The sequence below is a fragment of the Flavobacterium sp. YO12 genome, from assembly GCF_004119495.1.
Taxonomy (GTDB): domain Bacteria; phylum Bacteroidota; class Bacteroidia; order Flavobacteriales; family Flavobacteriaceae; genus Flavobacterium.
In genome coordinates, this window is record NZ_NRQU01000030.1 from 13,017 (window position 1) to 33,405 (window position 20,389).

The window sequence follows — 20,389 nt, forward strand, 5'->3', positions numbered from 1 at the left end:
TCAACTTAAAACAGACTTCTAACTTTAGATTGCCAATCCTGATTTTACAGTTTCAACATCATCAGAAATGTGCGCTGCATTTGCTCTTCCACTTGGATCAAGATTGTCCTGCCACTTCGGAATCCATTTTCTAACGGTTTGTCCGGCACTAACCTGTGGATAGTATTTATGGAATATTGATCTGTAATAATAAGCTTCTTTTGTTGTTGGTGTATTATATGGAAACTCAGCAGCTGCGCCAGCCAATTGCTCATCTGTAACTTGAGACGAACAATACTCTATAAGTTCATCAACCCAGCGATACCCAACTCCATCAGAAAATTGTTCTTTCTGCCTCCATAAAACGCTCTCTGGTAAATAAGGATCTTCTGGCGTATCAAAAGCTTTACGTAAAATATATTTTTCAATTCCATCGTACATCTTAGGTTGCTTTTCCTCTGTTTTAATTCGAATTGCAGCATCTAAAAAATGAGAATCGAGAAATGGAATTCTTGCTTCTATTCCGTTTGCCATTGTAGTTTTATCTGCACGAAGTAAATCTGCTGTAAACAACTTTTGAACTCTTTCGATTGTTTCGTCTTGAAATTCATCTGCCGAAGGTGCATTTCTAAAATACAAATGACCTCCAAAAATTTCATCTGCACCTTCTCCTGAGAATATTATTTTTATTCCTTTTTCGCTGATAACTTTCGACAATAAATACATTGGAACTCCTGAACGTACTGAAATAATATCATATGTTTCAATGTGATATATTACTTTTTCTAATGCTTCTACTCCTTCTTCAACAGTAAAATGAATCTCATGATGATCTGTTCCTAAAAATTCAGCAGCTTTTCGAGCCTTTTTATTATCTGGTGAATCAGCATCTAAACCAATAGAAAATGTTGGCAGTTTTTTGCCTTTTTCCTTAAAGAAACGTGAAGCAATTGAGGATATTAAAGAAGAATCTAAACCTCCTGATAATATAGCACCAACCTGCACATTACCCATCAAACGTTTACGAATGGATTCTACTAATGTATTACGAATCAAATCTAAATCAAGAGACTTATTAGCCTTTGCTCGATCTTCATATTCTGGATTATAATATTTTACAAAACCTTTCTTTGCTGTATAATAGTGTCCCGGAGGAAATGTTGAAAATGATTTGCATTGGTCTGCGATCGATTTCATTTCTGAAGCAAAATATATTCTTCCTCTTTCATCTAAACCATAATACAAAGGCTTAACACCAATTGGATCACGTCCGGCAATATAATTATCACCGTCGATAATCACAAAAGCAAAATCACCGTCTAACTTATTACAAAAATCATATCCAAATTCTTCATACAAATGCACGATAACTTCAGAATCTGAATTTGTTCTGAATGTATGCTCTTTTAAAACTGTATTTTTTAATTCCTGATAATTATAAATTTCACCATCATGAACTATCCAGGCTTTTTTAGTTCCCTGAATAGGCTGTTTCCCTGACTGTAAATCTATAATGGATAAACTTTCATGACAAAGTATACTGCCATTTTCCATAATCTGTAAATCACTCTCATCGGGACCACGATATGACATTCTTTTAGAAAGCTCTTTTACAAGCTGCGGGTCTTTTCCTTTGCCAATAACGGCTAATAATCCAGACATACTATTCTATTTTTTTATTACATTCCTTTCAATGAAAATTCAAATTGAATCCAACATTAAAAAATCATTAAAATTTCTATTAAAAGCAAAGCTAAATATTAATTCTTTCTTTTCTAATTTTTTAGTATTAAAAAATGCGTCGATTTTATTTTATTTTGATAAATATCAAATATAAAAGAAAAGCCAAATCAATTTTCCCTTTTTCACCCCTAAAAAACTAAAAATCAAACAATTTAACATTCTTAGACAAGAAAAACGTCCTCGGTTAGAGAACGTCTTTCATCAAAATATACTAATTCTAAAATAAACTTTTTTATGCTTTAGCATAAGCATCATCATGAACGCTTGCAACTGCTCTTCCAGAAGGATCGTTCATGTTTTTAAATGCTTCATCCCATTCTAAAGCGATTTTTGTACTACAAGCTACACTTGCTTCTTGAGGTACACATAATGCTGCTGCATCACTTGGAAAGTGCTCTGCAAAAATAGAACGATAGTAGTACTCTTCTTTTGAAGTTGGCGTTTGTAATGGGAATTTGTATTTAGCATTTGCCAATTGCTCATCCGAAACTTCTCTTCCTACTACCTCTTTCAAAGTATCAATCCAGCTGTATCCTACTCCATCAGAAAACTGCTCTTTTTGTCTCCATGCAACACTTTCTGGAAGCATATCTTCAAAAGCTTTACGAACCACCCATTTTTCCATCGGATGTTCTTTGTTAATCATTTTATCTTGCGGGTTGATGCGCATTGCAACATCCATAAATTCTTTATCTAAGAAAGGAACACGTCCTTCAATTCCCCACGCAGCTAAACTTTTGTTAGCACGCAAACAGTCGTACATATGAAGTTTTCCTAATTTACGAACGTTTTCTTCGTGAAATTCTCTTGCGTTTGGCGCTTTGTGGAAATATAAGTATCCTCCAAACAACTCATCTGCACCTTCACCAGACAATACCATTTTAATTCCCATTGATTTGATAACTCTCGCCATTAACCACATCGGAGTCGAAGCTCTTACTGTAGTAACATCATAAGTTTCAAGGTTGTAAATTACATCACGAACAGCATCTAAACCTTCTTGAATGGTGAATTTAATTTCGTGGTGAATCGTTCCAATATGATCTGCTACTTTTCTTGCTGCTGCTAAATCCGGCGAACCTTCTAAACCAACGGAGAAAGAGTGCAATTGCGGATACCAAGCATCTGTAGTATCATCTGACTCAATACGTTTTTGCGCAAATTTTTTGGCTACAGCCGAAGTAATAGAAGAATCTAAACCTCCTGAAAGTAAAACTCCGTAAGGAACATCACTCATTAATTGTCTGTGAACTGCAGCTTCTAACGCTTTTTTGATTTCTGGAATACTAGTCTCGTTATCTTTTACTGCATCATATTCTGTCCAGTCTCTTTTGTACCATTGCACAAATTCACCGTCTTTACTTGTCATATAATGTCCTGGAGGGAATAACTCAATTTTTGTACAGTATCCTTCTAAAGCTTTTAATTCTGAAGCTACATAAAAAGTTCCGTGCTGATCCCAACCGATATACAAAGGAATAATTCCCATATGGTCACGAGCAATAAAATACTCATCTTTATCGACATCATAAATAGCAAATCCAAAGATTCCGTTCATTTCATCTACAAAATGAGGTCCTTTTTCTTTGTAAAGAGCCAAGATCACTTCACAGTCACTTTCAGTTTGAAAGTTATATCTTCCCTCAAATTGTTTACGCAAATCTCTGTGGTTGTAAATTTCACCATTTGCAGCCAAAACCAATTTTTTATCTTCTGTAAATAAAGGTTGTTTTCCTGAAGCTGGATCTACAATAGCCAAACGCTCATGAGAAAGAATAGCTTTATCATTGCTGTAAATTCCGCTCCAGTCCGGTCCGCGGTGACGAATGATTTTAGACATTTCTAATACTTGAGGTCTTAAAGTCTCGGCTTTTTGTTTTAGATCAAAGGCACATACAATTCCACACATAATCTTATATTTTTATTTTTAAATTTTAATTTGACAAGACAAAGATGCAATATCAGTTACAATTGAAAAACACAAATACCAAATTCAGTTACAATTTAAAACCATAAAACAAATTTTACATATAAAATGTAAAATTTTAACATCAAAAAAAGGGCTAAACTTATAATTTTTAATTTCAAGCCTAATTAAAGCACAAAACACAAGGTTTTAAAGCAATATTTGAATTAAACTCCGAGATATTCAAATATTAATAAAAAATTCTCAGGAAGATTAGAAAAAGCTATTCGCAAATTATTCTATAGTTAGTATTGTCATTTCGACTGAAAGGAGAAATCACACTAGAAACTCCGCAAAGAAAAGCACCAATCTTTGTCGATCTGCATGTGCGATTTCTCCTTTCAGTCGAAATGACATACTTTGTGATTAAGGCATCGCTTTAAAAAAAAAGATTATTCCTAAAACTATAAACGTAATTATAGTAGTCCAATTTTTGAACGTCTTAAAATTAACTTCAGATTTATATCGTTTATTTTTTTCTATAACATCTTTTTTCCACAGTTTATGAAGTTTATAAAAAGCAAAAGATGCTCCAAAGAGCGAAAAGCTGCATATTAAATAAGGATAATCCATTAGCTAATTTCTTGAATGAGATACTTTGTACTGTTAATCTCAAACTCAAAACCAACTTTATTTCCCATTAAATGATTTCCCAACGGAGATTGTGGAGAAAGTGCAATAACATTAATACCGTCAATTGTAATTTTAGGAAGCGCAACACTTAAGTACAAATAGATTCCGTTTGCTTTTACCAGACTTCCTAAAATAATATTCTCGGTAGTTTTTGATGGATCAATCTTATCTAAAATGGCTTTCTGCGCAATTGCTTCTTTCAATTTATTGGTCAATTTTTCCTGTTCGATATGCATCATCGACAAAGCCGTTTCGTGCTTATCGCCTGCAGATCCTTTTGCATCGTTTTTAGAATCTTCTGTCAATCCCGAAATCATGTCTTTAAAAACATCAATTCGATCCTGAACCATTTGTAGATAATGATTGTATATTTTTTGTTTGAATTCCATTCTTTAAAGGTAGTGTTCTGAGACGCAAAGGTGCAAAGGTTTTTTCTCTTTGTCTATTTTTTTTATTCAAAAAAAGTACTTGGATAAATCACGTTTCCGCTGACACCTGATAATCCATTTTCAGTCAAAGAAATTACCATACAGTTTTCAGCAGGAACATCAAAAGGCATTTTGATATTGTATTTTTCACAAAGCTCATATCCAAATCTCGGGTAATAGTCTTGATGACCCAATAAAATAACCGATTTATATCCTAACTTTTTTGCCGTTTCATGACCGAATAAAATAAGTTTTGAGCCAATTCCTTTTCCTTGAAATTCTGGCAAAACCGAAACTGGAGCCAATGCCAAAGACTCAAATGATTGAGATTCATTTTTAATCTCCAATTTTGTAAATAAAATATGCCCGACGATTTTGTTCTCAACTTCGGCAACAATAGATAACTCAGGAATGAAAGCTTCCGATTTTCGTAGTCTTTCAACCAAAAACTGTTCTTTGTGATCGCTGTATTCTTCCTTTTCAAAAGCCTTTTCAATCAGCTGAAAAACACTTTTATAATCGTTTTCATTTTCTTGTCTCAGTTTGATTTCCATCTTTTCTAAAGTTACAAAGGTTCTAAGTTACAAAGATGCAAAGGTTTTATACAGTCACAAAAAAAGTTAGCCGCGAATTCACGAATTAATTAAAAAATTCGTGAATTCGCGGCTAAAAATTTATACTAAAAACTTTGTGTCTTTGCGCCTTCGTGGCAAATAGCTTTTAAAAATCAAATTTATAATTTCCTCCAGCTAGAACCTGGAATCCTTGTACTGGATAATTCAACCATCTTTCATAAGCTTGATTTCCTATATTATTCAGTTTTAAGAAGAAAGTCAAACGTTCGCTGTATTTGTATCCTAAATGTGCATTGGCATCAAAATAACTTTTTAATGTAATTGGAGTTCCCAGAGCTGCCACATTCAAATTAGTCTGCATGTCTTTACGTTCGCCCACATAAAAAACATTTAAACCAGCATACCATTGTTTTGTAATATTAACATCTAGATTTGAACTCAATTTCATAGAAGGTAAATTCCATGCTTCTAAACCATCTGTTTTATAACTATTAAAAGTACCATTAATTCCAAAAGAAACATTTTGAGAAAAATCAGCTTTTAATTCTCCGTAGAAACGCAAAGTTCTAACATCATCATAAATCACCCCAAACGAGTTTCCGAAAGCATAATTCTGATTCGAAAAATCTTCTGTATAATCATTGCTTTTAAACAATGCTTTGTCTTTTTCATTCAAATAAGAAGCTGTTAAATTATAATTGATATTATTTGCCAGTTTCCCTTTTAATCCTGCAAAAACATTATATTGAGTACTGCTTGGCTTCATATTTAAAGTTGGAGACAAAAATGGATTTTGAGTAACAAAATCAGCATAAGAATTTTGATTCAAACTTCCGTTTACTCCTGTATAAAAAATCATTAAATCGCCTACCAATTTATATGAAGCATTTACTTTTGGATAAACATAAAACTTGTTACCGCTGTTTTCTGAATCTAAACCATAAAATAATCCAGCACCTAACTCTAGCGTCCATTCGTTTTCATGAATCACAAAACTAGGTTCAACTCCAAAATTTGTTAAACTATATTTTAATGGCTCAACATTATTATAAGCATAATTATGTTCAAATGAACCGCTAACATGATCTATAATAATATTGGTATTGATTGCCTGATCCATAACATCAACTTTAAAAGTCGGCTTCACATAAAAACGATTCTCTGAAGAAGAAAAACTATCTGAAAAATGCGTAAATCTTGCATCTATTTTATTGAAAATACTTTCGCTAAACTCTACATTTCCTCCTAATGAAATAGTGTTATAAGAATGATTTGGATTAATTCCTCTTATCAAATCTTCTTGTGTTGCAGGCGGCAGCGTCATTCCAAAATCAGAAGGAAGACCATACCAGTTGTAAATTTGGTTTTGATACCCCAAATCAACTCCCCAAGACACATCACGATTTATTACACCGTAACCTACATTCAATGCAGTATCATAAAACTCATCGTTCAGATTAACATCTTTAATTCCACCTTGCGAAGAATGATGACGAAGCATTCCTGCTAAATAATCATTATTTCCTAAATCCTGTGTTACAAACAACTCTGCGTTTAATGTTCCGTAATTTCCAACACCTAAAGTTGCGTAATTATTAAACAATCTTTCCTTTTTAGATTTTTCAACACCTTCAGCTTTTCCTTTTGATGGTGTAAAAGTCGACGCCACGGGAACTGATAAAATGCTATATTTTATAGTTTCTTTAGGCTGATTTCCAGCGTCGTCCAGCGAAGGAGTTTCTTTTACTTTAAAAGCGTCTGAGATTGTCGGCGAATAAGGTTTTACCACATTTACAGTTTCAGTTCCGATGTTTTCATTTTTCTTTTGCGAAAACGAAAGCTGACCAACAAGCAACACAAGTAAAACGATGATTTTATTTCGGCAATTAATTTTCATATTTATTTTATTTTGTGAAATGTTTTCTGCAAAATATAAACTGTTAAAAGCAATCCTATATAGATTCGCATTTTTACATTTTACAATTTACATTTCACAATTATCTAATTTTCTAATTCTCTCAATTTTCTAATTATTAAGCTTCCCACTCGCCTTTTGCAACAAACTGCGCTTTTCCGCCTATATTAATATCAAAATCATTCTCTTTTAACTCTCCTTTAAAATAAATTTCTGAGGGACGGTTAATATAATCTCCTTGATAATTAACTATTTCAAGTTCTGGCTTATGATATTTTAATAAAAATGCTTGTAAACAAGTGCTCGCGCTTCCTGTTGCTGCATCTTCAACTAATTGGTTATGCTCAATACACAACATTCTGCTAAACAATTTTGATCCTTCTAAATAATAGAAATACAAGGCTCTATGTGGAGTTTTGCAATTCTTCTTCAACCATTCATCGGTTTTATCTTTATCTAAAACCAGATTTTCTAATGCTCTTTTGCTGCTTAATCCAACCATCACAAAAGCGCTTCCGGTTGTAACTTCCTGAATTGGAAATTGATTTTCAAAATCGTGGTTTTTCAAATTACTGAATACCGAAAAATCTTCTTTCGAAAAAATGTCCCAAAATTTTGGCTGTGCTGCTTTTAACCAAATCAAACCTTCAGATTGTTGAATTGAAATAGGTCCAATTGGCACATTTAGTTTTATACTCTCTGGTGAATTATTAAATATTTTATTCATCAAAACCCATGAAGTTCCAATTATCGGGTGTCCTGCAAACTGCATTTCATGAGCGGGAGTAAATATTTTTATCTCGGCTTTATTATTTTCTTTATCCAGTTTGGTTACAAATGTGCTTTCTGCAAAATTTATTTCTCTTGCAATCTGCTGCATTTGATCCTTACTTAAATTTTCAGCCTCTAAAAAAACCGCCAGCTGATTTCCAGCATATTTTTTATCAGCAAAAACATCAACTATATAAAAAGGTAAATTCATTTCTTTTTCTTTCTTTACTTAACGAATCTAGAGGAAAGAGACAAGACTTTTATAGAATCTTGCATCTTGCATCTTTTTCTACAACTTTCTTATTTATTAATAGACGAATTGGTTTTAGATTCTTCCATTTTAATCGCACTCAACTCTTTTTTAGCCTCTTCAACAACATCTGGAAAATCAGTAAAATTGTTAATTACGTTATCCAAAATATAAGTTGCCTGATAGCTGTCTTTTAATCCGTAGAAATTTTTAGCCATTAAAACCAAACCTTTCGCTCCATAATATTTATAAGCCGAATAATTCTTCGCTAATTTTTGTACTGAAACATTTGACGCATCAAACTTGCCTTCTTTTGTTTTAAAATACGCATCATAATACAAAGCTTCTGCTGCTAATTCTCCTTTTGAAGTTGCCGATAGTTTTGCATAAGCTGCTTTTGCTTTTTCTTCGTCACCAGTCTGTATTGCTGCACGCGCAACTATAATTTGTGCATCAGCTTTTACGTTTGCATCCGCTTTTGCATTCTGCAATACTTTATCAGCATAAACAACTGAATTATTATAATCCTTTTTGTCATAATAACATTTCATCAAATTAGCCTGTGCAAAGCTTTTGTTTTGAGGAAAATCAGCTTCATTCTCTAAACGAACTAAAACCGGAATCGATTTGTCGCAATCTTTCGCTTTTAAGTAAATTTGAGCCAATCTGCTTAATGATTGTTCTGTAAATTCACTTCTTGGCTGATCAATAACATATTGATAATTTGTTGTAGCTTTTGTTTCAGAACCCTCTGCATAAGTTAACTGTGCTAAATAAAAGTTAGCTTCAAGTGCGTGCAATCCTGATGGAAATTTACTCACATAACCTGCAAAACCAGTAATTGCAGCTTTATTGTTGCTTTGGCTGTATTGTTTAAAAGCGGCATCGTAAGTATCGTTATCCAACTCTGCATCTGTAACCGAAACGAAATCCAATGTTCGAACCCAAGTTGCATATTCATCCACTTTTCCTGAATCAACATAAATCAATCTCGCAGTCGAAACAGCTTCAAGCGCTTCTGGTGTTTTTGGAAATTCAGCAGCCACTTTTTTGAATTTTGTTAAAGCTTGTTCGTCACGATCTGAATTGTAATAAATCAAACCTTGTTTTAAAATTGATTTTGAAGTGAACGAACCATTTTTATATTCAGAAATCAACTGATCGAAAGTTTTAATCGCTAGATCATTCTTTTTATCAGCCACATACGTATTTCCTAATTCATACAAAGCATCATCACGATACTCTGATTTTTTATACATTTTAAGAAAGTTATTCAACTCAGCGATTTTCTGATCGTTTTTAGACATAAAACCGTAAGAAAGTGCTTTTTGAAATTGAGCATAATCTGCATCAACACCTTTAGCATCAATTGCTTTTCCGTAAGCTTCATTTGCCTGCGCATATTTTGAAGTCACAAAACGAGAATCTCCTAAACGCAAATACGAATCGTTTAAACGAACTTTATCTTCTTTTGAATTATCAATTTGAGCTTGAAATGAATTAGCTGCCTGATCGTATTCTTTCAGTTTAAAATAAGTATAACCAATATTATAATTGATGTTTTTGTATTCAGCAGTAGATTTCGCCGCAGCAAGTCCTGCAAACTGCTTGTAAGTCAATAATGCATTTTGAAAATCATCCGTAACATACTCTGTTTCGGCTTTCCAGAAAGTAGCACGAGCTGTAAACTCAGGCGTTTTTTGTTCGCTGATTGCATTTTTAAACATTTTTGCAGCCTCAGTATAATTCGATTCATTAAACAATTCTACACCTCTATAAAAAAGCACTTTTTGATACGCTGCTTTATTTTCTGCAGTTCTGTTTTTTTCCAATAAAGTCAAAGCTTCCTTGTAGTTTTTAGTCGAAATATAAGAATCTACCAAAAGTTTCTCTACTTCTGCTCTGCTGGAATTATTTGGATACTTTTTCAAGAAATCAAGTAAAACACCAGGAACCGTTTGATAAGCGTTTCCAATATCATAACTTACTTTAGCGTAATTTAATGCGGCATCTTCCTGGATCTGCGCATTAAAATCCATTTCCGAAGCATTTTTAAACGCATTAAGCGCTTCTTGTTTTTTACCCGTATTCAAATAACTCAAACCTAAATGATAGTAAGCATTTTGGGCCACAAAATCTTTTCCCTCAATAATTTTATTGAATTGCGAAATTGCTTTTTCGTAGTTTTTCTGCTCATAGTACGCATAACCTAACTGATAAAAATCGGTATTATTCCACTTTCCTTTTTTACCTGCATATTGCTCTAAAAACGGAATGGCTTTATCGTATTGTTTTAAATTGAAATAACTTTCGCCAATAATTTTATTCAATTCAGACTTTTCCATTTCATTTGATTTCGCCATTGCTTTTTGACCCAAATCGATTGCTTTTTGGAAATTCCCAAGTTTAAAATTCATATCAGCCTGATAATATGAAAGCTTTTCTTTGTATTTTTCTTCGCCCGAAACTTCATCAAAATATTTGGTTGCTTCTTTGTAGTCGTCGCCTTCATAAGCCATAAATCCTAAATAGTATTTAGCTTGAGAACCAAACACAGGAGAATTCACCACTTTATTAAAATAAGTTGTGGCTTCTTTTTTCTTTTTAGCAGTAAAATAGCTGTATCCTTTTTGGAAATTAAATTTATCTGAGTCAGATTTACTCATGTAACTTTCGTCTACTTTATCAAACCATTGCAACGCTTTTGGATAATTTCCTTGTTCGAAAAAATATTGCGCAACTTCAATGTAAGCCTGATTTTGCTTTGTGCTTGTTGGATAATCGTCAACAAACTTGGCCATTAACTCATCGGCATTAACCTGATTTGTTCTAATAGCGCAATTAGCAATGTAATAAGCACAATCAGATTTTACTTCTTCTGTTGCAGCATGATTTTTTACATACTCAAAAATATGTTGTGCCGAAGCATATTGTTTGTCATTATATAAAGCCAGTGCTTTGTCAAAATCCTTTAAATCGTAAGTATAAATAGCTGATTTTTGTGCTGAAATCGTGGTCGAGATAAGGATAATTTGGAATAAAAAGAACCAGGAAAGTTTACGCATTTTAGTTTTATTTAGTATTCAAATTTATCATTTTATACCGTTTATAACGAAACGTTTCAGACTTTTATTATGAACAAAAAATTAAGATCTACAGTTTAAAAGCATAATTCAAACCATATAAGTCTTATAAGTAATTATAAGTCAAGAGTTTTATAATCTTTTTCCAATGCCGAGAAATCATATAAGCTGCCGTAGTAAAAATCTCAAACAAACATCTTTAAAATGGACTTATATGACTTATATGGTTTAAAATCACATTTCGATTTTTTATAAGAAATGATTGAAATTTATTTTGAATCCAACCGTTATCTTATTACTTTTACCAATCAAATCAATTTTATTATGTCACAAACCGTACTATCTCTTAAAGAAGTCACTATATATCAAGAAGGAAGAAAAATTTTATCTCACATTAATTTAGATGTTCAGCATGGTGAATTTATTTACATCATTGGTAAAACTGGTTCTGGAAAAAGTAGTTTCTTAAAAACTTTATATGCAGATTTACCGCTTACGGAAGGTGAAGGTCACATAGTCGATTTTGATTTGGCTACTTTAAAAGAAAATGATATCCCGTATTTAAGACGTAAAATTGGAATTGTTTTTCAAGATTTCAAATTGCTTCCAGACCGTTCTGTAAAAGACAATATGCTTTTTGTTTTAAGAGCAACTGGCTGGGTTGACAAAGAAGGAATGGAACGCAAAATTGATGAAGTTCTGGATAAAGTAGGCATGAAAGAATATCTTAACAAAATGCCTCATCAACTTTCTGGAGGAGAGCAGCAGCGTGTTGCTATTGCAAGAGCTTTGCTTAATGATCCTGAATTTATTTTAGCTGATGAACCAACAGGAAATCTTGATCCTCAAACAAGTTCAGAAGTTTTAGAAGTACTAAAAACGATTAATGCCAATGGTAAAACTATTATCATGGCAACTCACGATTATGCATTATTGATGAAATTTCCATCTAAAACATTAAAATGTGAAGATGAAAGAATCTTCGAAGTAGTGCAAAGAAACGTGTAAATGCTTTCGATTTTAATTCCGGTTTACAATCAAAATGTTTTATCGCTCGTTAACGAACTCGTAAAGCAATGCTGTTTATATGGAATTAATTTTGAAATAATTGCTCAGGATGATGCCTCAAATTCTGTACTAAACAAGGAAAATGAGTCTATCAATTCTTTGCAAAATTCTTCTTTTATTTCTTTAGAAAAAAACATTGGATTAAGCTCTAATCGAAATTTACTTGTTTCAAAAGCTAAATACGAGAATCTTCTTTTTATTGATGGAGATTCTCTTATTATCAATTCCCGTTTTATACAAAATTATCTCGATAATACTTCTTTCGACATCGTTTACGGCGGCAGAATCCATCCGCTCAAAGTCGAATCTAAAGAACAAAAACTAAGATGGAAATATGGAAGGTTGATTGAAGATAAAACGGTTTCTCAAAGAAATTCTTCTGTTTTCAAAACTCTGATGTTCAACAATACTTTAATCAAAAAAGATTGTTTTAACACCATACAATTTGATTCGGATTTAACAAAATACGGTCACGAAGACACTCTTTTTGCTTTTCAAGTCAGTAAGTCAAACTTTAGTGTAAAACATATCGATAACGCTATTGAACATGGAGAAATTGACAGCAGCAATACTTACCTTTCTAAAGTAAAAAACAGTCTGGAAAACCTAATTATTCTAGATCAAAAAAAACAAATTGACGCTCGTTTTGTAAAAATATTGTACACGCATAATCTGCTCAAAAAATACAAATTGAAATTTGCTGTAGGATTATTTTACAGCGTTTTTAATCGAATAATTTACAAACAATTAAACTCTAACAATCCTTCTTTAACGCTGTTGAATGTATTCAAAATAAGTTATATCTGCAGCTTAAAATAAAGTTACAACTACAAACTTTCCAGCAATTTTTTCCATTTTTCCATTACCGCATCGATCTCGTAAAGCTGCATCGATTCTTTTGCATTTGAACCTAATTGCTTTCGTAAAACTTCATTCTCAATCAAAACTGAAATTTTCTCTGCAAACAATGCTATATTTCCGTCAGGAACCAAAAATCCATTTGTTTCACTATTAATAATCGATCTTGGCCCGACAGGGCCATCGTAAGTAATACAAGGTAAACCAAAAGACATTGCTTCGACCAAAGTCATAGAAAAAGTTTCAAATCTAGATGTTATGACAAAAATAGAAGCCTCTAAATATATACTCTCAATGTTTTTTTGAAAGGGAAAAAAATTAACTCCAAAACTTAATCCCAAACGAACAACCTCTTTCTTCAACGAATCGGTTTCATTGGTATAAATGTCCAAAACCCAGTCCGAATGTTTTTCATTTATTTTTGACCAAATTGGTAATAATCGGTCTAAACCTTTTTCGTATGAATTTCTGGCAATCGCGATTACTTTTTTCTTTTGCAAAGAAGCTGTTTCTTCTGTTTTGACCCAAGACGGATTTGGAATTACAACTGCATTTTTCACATTCCATTCGTTTAAATTCTCATTTGATAAAACAACAACCTGTGTAAACTTTTGTGCACCAAAATCTTTAAAACAATATTTTATATTTGAAACTAACTTCGACAATAAATTTGATTTCAGTTGTTTCTCTTCAATAAATTTAGAACTGTGACATTCTAGAATTATTGGACGTTTTGTACTAATTAAAAAAGGAAAAGCAAATGCTTTTAAACCGTTATCAGCGACTAAAATAACATCGGGATTTATTTCTTTTACTTTTTGATTGATTTGTTTTTGATAGAATTTTAAGAACCTAAAAGCATTTCCTTTTAATTCAATAGAATGAAATACAACTTTAGAATTGAAGTCATAAAAAGGCAATTCAGAGTTTTCGTTTTGAGATAAAATATGCACTTCATAATTAAAATGTTCTATAAAATAATTAGCTTTAATGGATAAAACTCTCGCAACACCATCAGCATTTTTTATTGTGGGAACAATATAAAGCAGTTTCATTTTTTAGATTTCAAAAAAGTTTCATAATCCCTGATATAATCTATTTCCTCAAAAACATCCGAAGCTAAAACAAGACAAACTGAACCTGAAGAAAAATTTTCTAATTCACGCCAAATTCCATTTGGTAAATGCAATCCAACATTTGGTTTATTCAGCAAATAGCTTTTTTTCTCAATTCCATCATTTACAATCACTTCAAAACTGCCGCTCAAAGCAATTAAAACCTCGTGTTGGTCAATATGCGAATGTCCTCCGCGAAAAGCTGTGCTTGGAACATCAAAAAGATAATAAACCCGCTTGAATTCAAAAGGCAGAATTCCGTTTTGAATAAAAGCCAAATTCCCGCTTAAGTCTTCTACTACAGGAATTTTAACCAATGTTATATCTTGAATTGTGGTCATATTTTTAATTCAAATTCATTAAATTCAACCATTGTTCACCTATTTTTTCTAATAAAAAAGGGCTGACGCTTTTAGTTGCATTTTGTTTACAACGCAGATATAAATTTTCATCTGAAACAAACAAATTGATGGCGCTGGTTAATTTTTCCCAATTTTGATTTTCTACTAAAATACCATTTTCAAAAGAAGAAATCATATTTCTGGGACCAAAATCACAATCGAACGAAACAACCGGAGTTCCGCACGCCAAAGCTTCTAAAATAACATTTGGGAAACCTTCATTTTTACTGCTTAAAACCAAGAATTTAGATTTCATAATAAATGGAAAAGGATTCGTTTGATAACCTATAAGATGAACAAATTCCTCAATATCATTCTCAAAAGCTGTTTTTCTAAGTTTTATACCATTTCCCTTTCCTACTATTATCAAATGAATTTGCTTTTGCGGTAAATCCGATTTTGCATAACTTGAAATTAATTTATCAAATTGTTTAATTTCATTTTCATATTGCCCAACTGCAACAATAAAATCAAATCTAATTTTGATATCCTCTTTTTGTTTTTCTAAAATTTCTTCTAAACAAACTGGATTATGAATCGTCACCACATTTTTTAATTGATGTTTGGTTTCAATCAACGTTTTCATTTCTTCAGTAATGGCAACATTCGCAAAACAATGATTGTACATTAATCGTGTCAGCCAAGAATTATTAGGCATATAATGATCAATTAAAAAGCTGTGAACCGTAAAAATAGTCTTTGTATTGTAAATAAATCGAGCCAAAATAAGCTCTTGAATAACCTTAGTCCGAAAGCGAAAATCAATAATAAAATCAAATTGATTCTGATTCAAATAATCTCGTAAAGCCTTTAATCTTCTAGCTTTATTAAAAAAACCATTGCTTTTATTTTTGAGTAAACCCAGGTTTACCAATTTCCCAGAATAGGGATAACTTACTTCGTCTAAAACAATAATTAAATCAACTTCAAAACCTTTACTTTCAAAAAAAACAGACAAATTTGCCATTACTTTTTCACTTCCGCCTCCGCTTAAGCGATAACCAATCAGCGCAATTTTCTTTTTTTTGTGAGACAATATCATTCGTGATTTCTTATTTTCGTATCAAATATAACTTTTTAAAACAATATGCCGGATAAATCATTAGTGACTATAATTTGCTTGTGTTATAACCACGAAAGGTTTATTGTCGAGAGCTTAATGTCGGCTGTTAATCAAGATTATCCATACGTTGAATTAATTATTGTTGATGATTTCAGCACCGATAATTCAAGAAAAGTCATTAAGAATTGGCTGACCAATTATCCTGATATTTTATTTATTGAAAATAAAACGAATCTAGGAAGTACCAAATCGTTTAATAAAGCGCTTCGACATACACAAGGCAGTTTTATAATTGATTTAGCCTGCGACGATATTTTAGCACAAAATTGCGTTTCGATGCAAATAGAAGCATTTCAAAAAAGTCAATACAAAAACCTTGGCGTTGTTTACGGTAATACGGAACTAATTACTGAAAATGGAGAATTTGACTCTTATTACTTTCCTGTTGATTCGGCAAAAAAAACAATCGAAACTAGAGTAATCGGCGATATTTATTTAAGTGTTATTTCTGGCGGTAATAGTATTTGTTCCGTTTCATCGATGGTCAAAAAATCTGTTTTTGATGATTTACAAGGTTATGATGAAAATCTTGCTTATGAAGATTTAGATCTTTGGATTCGCGCTTCTCGTAAATATGATTTTGATTTTATTGATGCCATTTTGATTCAAAAACGAATTGTCTCAACTTCTCAAGGAACTCATTTTTTTCTTAAAAACGACGAAAGATCTAGAAAAATAAATCATTCTACTTATCTGATTATCCAGAAGGCAATTGCTTTAAACAGAACAAAAGAAGAACACAAAGCCATTTTAAAACGAATGCATTATGAAATGATTTTGGCGTTTAAAACTTCGAATTTCAAATTGTTGTTTCGATATATTTTATTGGAAATAAAACAGCGTATCCGAATAATAATTGAACGCTGATTTTACGGATTTACTTTGTAAAGACGCGGATAAAAACGGATTTTTTTAAATGCATTAATCAAAAAAAATCGTTTTAATCCGCGTCTTCGTTTTAGCGAATCCGTGTCATCTGTGTCCATTTTTTTTTAGATTGTCAAAAAATCATCTAATTGCTGTTTTTCTCCCTGCCAGTCTCTGGAAATATTATTTCGGATTAATTTAGCAGGAACACCGCCAATTAAAATATTTTCACCTAAAGCTGTATAGTCTTTTGTACACAAACTATTTGATGCAACAATACAAAAATCAGGTGTTTGAGTTCCTTTAAGAATCGAAACCCTGTTGCTCATAAAATTATAATTTCCTACGCAAATTGGAGCCGATTTTTTAAACTTCTCCTCTGTTTTAGTATCAATTAAATCATGAAAATTAGTATCAATAATCTGCGATTCAGAACCAAATCTGGCATAATCTCCTAAAACAACTTTTTCGGTACAAATTAGTTTTGAACTTGAAGCCATTGAAGCCATATTGCCAAGCTCACAAACGGCATTTTCACCAACAAATAGAAAGTAATCTTTTCCAAATTGAAACTTTCCTTTAAAGATTAAAGTTCCATAAACAGTAATTTCAGCAATTCCTTTGTGAACAGAATTCAATTCATAAGGCTGACCAAAACCTATCATCCCTTTTTGAACTTTTCCGTTAAGCTGAATCTTACCTTTTATCGAAGTAAACTTTACAGGTCCGTAAAAGAAAACAGGAAGCTTTTTTGCTGTTTTGAAAGGGAATTTCTTGAAATTAAAATACAGCGTTTTGATCCAGTTTACTTTAAAGAAAAACTTGATTTTTTGATAAAAAGAATGACATTTTTTATAGCTGTTCTGAATCATTTCTGTCTTTTTTTCGCTTCACAAATGAAGTAAATAATTCGCTTAAATTTATCTTTTTATTGATTTGAAACCAACTAAACCAAAAAGAAAATAAAATCATAATGGATAATAAACTGTATCTTAAAACTTCAATTTCAATATATCTAACTAAAAATGCTGTAATGCATATTACAAAACAAACAAGGTAAACAGAGTAGAAATCTTTCTCAAAATAAAAATCATAACGCTTTTTAGTGATTATTTTTAATCCGATAAAATGGAATAAAAAATAAAAACAGAAACTAAAACCCAGACCTTCTAAACCATAAAAATAATAGCCTAAAATATTCATCAATAACGACAATATATTAAATGCGATGGCAGTTTTTACAAACATTTTCGAATCGCCTTTGGCAATTAAAATAAATCCCATTGCCCACGAAACAGCACGAAACAACATTCCTATTATTCCAATGCAAATCATAGGAATTACAGCATCAAATTTTGTGGTATAAATAAGCTGTACAATTACCGAACTAAAACTCAAAAACAAAACAACAATTGGCGTAATAAGTAAAACTGAAATAAAAGCTTGCTGCTGTACGCTGGTTCTTACTTTAGCATTATCCGTATTTATAGAAGCTAATTTTGGGAAATAATCGGTGCTCATGACTGTAAAAATAATTCCAACATAAGAATTCAACAACGTAAATCCTGCATTGTAAAAACCTACTTGTTCTAATCCACCCGTTTTACCAATATAAATATGAACCAGATAGGTTGACAAAAGCGTTAAAACACTGCTTATAGTCAGCATAAAACCCAATTTTACAATCCATTTTCCTTCGGCGATAACTGCAGTTTTAGGAATTCTTTCTTTCTCTGTATTTATTTTATTGGAATAATAAAAGGTAAAAATTAAAGCAAATAATGACGCAATGAAGATCGTAGGAACTATGGCATTAATTCTTAAAAAATAATACAACGGGATAGAAAATAGCAATCCAAATAAATTACCATATAGATTGGCTTTGGCTAAAAATCGGAATTGACGCAAACCTTGCAAAACAGCCAATTGTCCTGAAGATAATTGTTTAAATAGAACGGTTACAGAAAGTAGTGCAAACGAATAGGTTTGACTTGAATCGCCAAAAGTAATGATACTTAAGGCTTTTGAAAAAATTAAAGCGAGCAGCATTCCAGCGATTCCAGTTATAAAAACAATCTTTTTTACAATTTGAATTGTTTTTGAGACTGTTTTTATATCATTATTTTTATAATTTTCGGAAATGCTTTTTACCGCGCTGGTTTCAATTCCTAAACCTGAAATACTGTTTAAAACACTTAAAGTTGAATTTAATAGAGCAACAATTCCCATTCCGGCTGGACCAATAAAAACAGCAATTAATTTGGTTCGAATTACAGAAATTAAAATCAAAAAAAACTGTACTCCTCCAAAAACCGAAGTCGTTTTTAAAATATCCTGATATGATTTTTTACTATCAGACACTAATTAATATTGATTAAGTGTTTCGATAATAAAATCAACTTCTTCCTTTGTTAAAACTGGACTTATTGGTAAACTTAAAACTTTGTCGTGAATTTTTTCTGTAATAGGAAAAGATAGATTATTCCATTCTAAAAATGCATTTTGTTTGTGCGGCGGCACTGGATAATGAATTACGGTTTGAATATTATTATCTGTTAAATAACGCTGTAAATCAGTTCTGTTTTCAGTTCTAACAACAAATAAATGAAACACGTGATTATTAGAATTATCCCAATAAGGCAATATGATTTTATCGTTTTTAATTTGAGATAAATACCGTTTTGCAATTGCTCGTCGTTTATTATTATCCGCATCTAAATTGGGTAATTTTAGATTTAAAAATCCAGCCTGCAGTTCATCTAATCTAGAATTTACGCCGATATAATCGTTATAATATTTTTGTTGCGAACCATAATTTCGAAGTGCAAAAAGCACTTCTGCCAATTCTGAATCGTTTGTCGTAATCGCGCCGCCATCACCCAAACAACCAAGGTTTTTTCCCGGATAAAAGCTGTGGGCTGCGCTTGATTTTAGATTTTTGAGCGCTGATTTTTGATTGCCCATTTTATCTTCCTTTATGTTTGGAATTTGGAATTTGGAATTATTAGAATTTTCAACCGCTCCATGCGATTGTGCGGCATCTTCTATTACTAAAAGATTATTTTGAACAGCAACTTCATTTATTTTCTCCATTTCGGCCAATTGTCCGTAGAGATGAACAGCTAAAACGACTTTTGTTTTTGATGTAATTTTCTCCTGAATCAAATCAGGATTTATATTGTAGGTCTCTAATTTTGGTTCAACTAAAACAGGAACTAAATCTGCTTGCAAAATGGCTAAAATACTAGCAATATAAGTGTTTGCAGGAACAATAACTTCGTCGCCTTTTTGCAGTTTGCCAAGTTGTATGTAACCTTTAAAGATTAATACTAAAGCATCAAAACCATTCCCTACTCCAATACAGTATTTTGTTTGGCAATATTCGGCGAAAGCCTTTTCAAAAATTTCAACTTCTTTTCCTAAAATGTACCAGCCATTGTCTAAAACCAATTTCAGTTTTTCCTGAAAAGCAGTTTCATAAGGCTCGTTAATTTTTTTTAGATCTAGAAATGGTATCATATTTTGTATCAGCCACAGATTAAAAAGATTCACATTGATAATTCTAAAAATCTATTTGAATTAAATTGTGATCTCAAAAATAAGTATTTCGCTTA

16 protein-coding genes are annotated in these 20,389 nt (G+C 31.9%); 3 read left to right on the forward strand and 13 right to left on the reverse strand.

Going from position 1 to position 20,389, the window contains the following annotated elements; genetic code table 11:
- Positions 1 to 24: 24 nt before the first annotated feature.
- From asnB (BOW55_RS11470) to BOW55_RS11500, 7 genes are all read right to left on the reverse strand, one after another.
- Entirely contained in the window at positions 25 to 1,641 is a 1,617-nt protein-coding gene (gene asnB / locus BOW55_RS11470; RefSeq protein WP_129024228.1) for an asparagine synthase B, read from the reverse strand.
- 313 nt (positions 1,642 to 1,954) lie between these two features.
- Positions 1,955 to 3,631 (reverse strand): asparagine synthase B, encoded by a 1,677-nt coding sequence (asnB, locus tag BOW55_RS11475; RefSeq protein WP_129024229.1) that lies wholly within the window; start codon positions 3,629 to 3,631, stop codon positions 1,955 to 1,957.
- A gap of 629 nt (positions 3,632 to 4,260) precedes the next feature.
- Positions 4,261 to 4,710, reverse strand: coding sequence for a hypothetical protein (locus BOW55_RS11480; RefSeq protein ID WP_129024230.1), 450 nt, complete (start codon positions 4,708 to 4,710; stop codon positions 4,261 to 4,263).
- A gap of 62 nt (positions 4,711 to 4,772) precedes the next feature.
- Positions 4,773 to 5,303, reverse strand: a complete 531-nt coding sequence (locus BOW55_RS11485) for a GNAT family N-acetyltransferase (protein WP_129024231.1) — start codon at positions 5,301 to 5,303, stop codon at positions 4,773 to 4,775.
- A 166-nt stretch (positions 5,304 to 5,469) separates the two neighbouring features.
- Positions 5,470 to 7,221, reverse strand: coding sequence for a TonB-dependent receptor (locus tag BOW55_RS11490; protein WP_129024232.1), 1,752 nt, complete (start codon positions 7,219 to 7,221; stop codon positions 5,470 to 5,472).
- Positions 7,222 to 7,357: 136 nt separating this feature from the next.
- Entirely contained in the window at positions 7,358 to 8,221 is an 864-nt protein-coding gene (locus BOW55_RS11495) for a PhzF family phenazine biosynthesis protein (protein WP_129024233.1), read from the reverse strand.
- Positions 8,222 to 8,310: 89 nt separating this feature from the next.
- On the reverse strand, positions 8,311 to 11,325 hold the full coding sequence (locus tag BOW55_RS11500; protein WP_129024234.1) for a tetratricopeptide repeat protein: 3,015 nt from the start codon (positions 11,323 to 11,325) through the stop codon (positions 8,311 to 8,313).
- 342 nt (positions 11,326 to 11,667) lie between these two features.
- On the opposite strand from BOW55_RS11500, the gene BOW55_RS11505 reads away from it, so the two are divergent.
- Positions 11,668 to 12,351, forward strand: coding sequence for a cell division ATP-binding protein FtsE (locus tag BOW55_RS11505; RefSeq protein ID WP_089059079.1), 684 nt, complete (start codon positions 11,668 to 11,670; stop codon positions 12,349 to 12,351).
- Complete coding sequence (locus BOW55_RS11510; protein ID WP_129024235.1) at positions 12,352 to 13,230, forward strand: glycosyltransferase; 879 nt, start codon at positions 12,352 to 12,354, stop codon at positions 13,228 to 13,230.
- A gap of 8 nt (positions 13,231 to 13,238) precedes the next feature.
- Here BOW55_RS11510 and BOW55_RS11515 read toward each other — a convergent pair whose 3' ends face one another.
- Genes BOW55_RS11515 through BOW55_RS11525 form a run of 3 tightly spaced genes read right to left on the reverse strand, consistent with a single transcriptional unit; the run spans position 13,239 to position 15,827 of the window.
- Positions 13,239 to 14,324, reverse strand: a complete 1,086-nt coding sequence (locus tag BOW55_RS11515; RefSeq protein WP_129024236.1) for a glycosyltransferase family 4 protein — start codon at positions 14,322 to 14,324, stop codon at positions 13,239 to 13,241.
- Positions 14,321 to 14,725 carry an FdtA/QdtA family cupin domain-containing protein gene (locus BOW55_RS11520; protein WP_129024237.1) on the reverse strand — a complete coding sequence of 135 codons (405 nt, stop codon included), beginning with the start codon at positions 14,723 to 14,725 and terminating at the stop codon, positions 14,321 to 14,323. The genes BOW55_RS11515 and BOW55_RS11520 overlap by 4 nt, the downstream gene beginning before the upstream one ends.
- A 4-nt stretch (positions 14,726 to 14,729) precedes the next feature.
- A complete protein-coding gene (locus BOW55_RS11525) occupies positions 14,730 to 15,827 on the reverse strand; it encodes a glycosyltransferase (protein ID WP_129024238.1) in 1,098 nt (365 codons plus the stop codon).
- Positions 15,828 to 15,872: 45 nt separating this feature from the next.
- Between BOW55_RS11525 and BOW55_RS11530 the strand changes: the two genes are divergently transcribed.
- Entirely contained in the window at positions 15,873 to 16,775 is a 903-nt protein-coding gene (locus BOW55_RS11530) for a glycosyltransferase (RefSeq protein WP_129024239.1), read from the forward strand.
- Between the two features lie 125 nt (positions 16,776 to 16,900).
- Here the strand turns inward: BOW55_RS11530 and BOW55_RS11535 are convergent, their stop codons facing one another.
- Genes BOW55_RS11535 through BOW55_RS11545 form a run of 3 tightly spaced genes read right to left on the reverse strand, consistent with a single transcriptional unit; the run spans position 16,901 to position 20,294 of the window.
- Complete coding sequence (locus BOW55_RS11535) at positions 16,901 to 17,647, reverse strand: transferase (RefSeq protein WP_129024240.1); 747 nt, start codon at positions 17,645 to 17,647, stop codon at positions 16,901 to 16,903.
- Positions 17,628 to 19,136, reverse strand: coding sequence for an O-antigen translocase (locus BOW55_RS11540; protein WP_129024241.1), 1,509 nt, complete (start codon positions 19,134 to 19,136; stop codon positions 17,628 to 17,630). The genes BOW55_RS11535 and BOW55_RS11540 overlap by 20 nt, the downstream gene beginning before the upstream one ends.
- A gap of 3 nt (positions 19,137 to 19,139) precedes the next feature.
- Complete coding sequence (locus BOW55_RS11545; protein ID WP_129024242.1) at positions 19,140 to 20,294, reverse strand: DegT/DnrJ/EryC1/StrS aminotransferase family protein; 1,155 nt, start codon at positions 20,292 to 20,294, stop codon at positions 19,140 to 19,142.
- Positions 20,295 to 20,389: the final 95 nt, after the last annotated feature.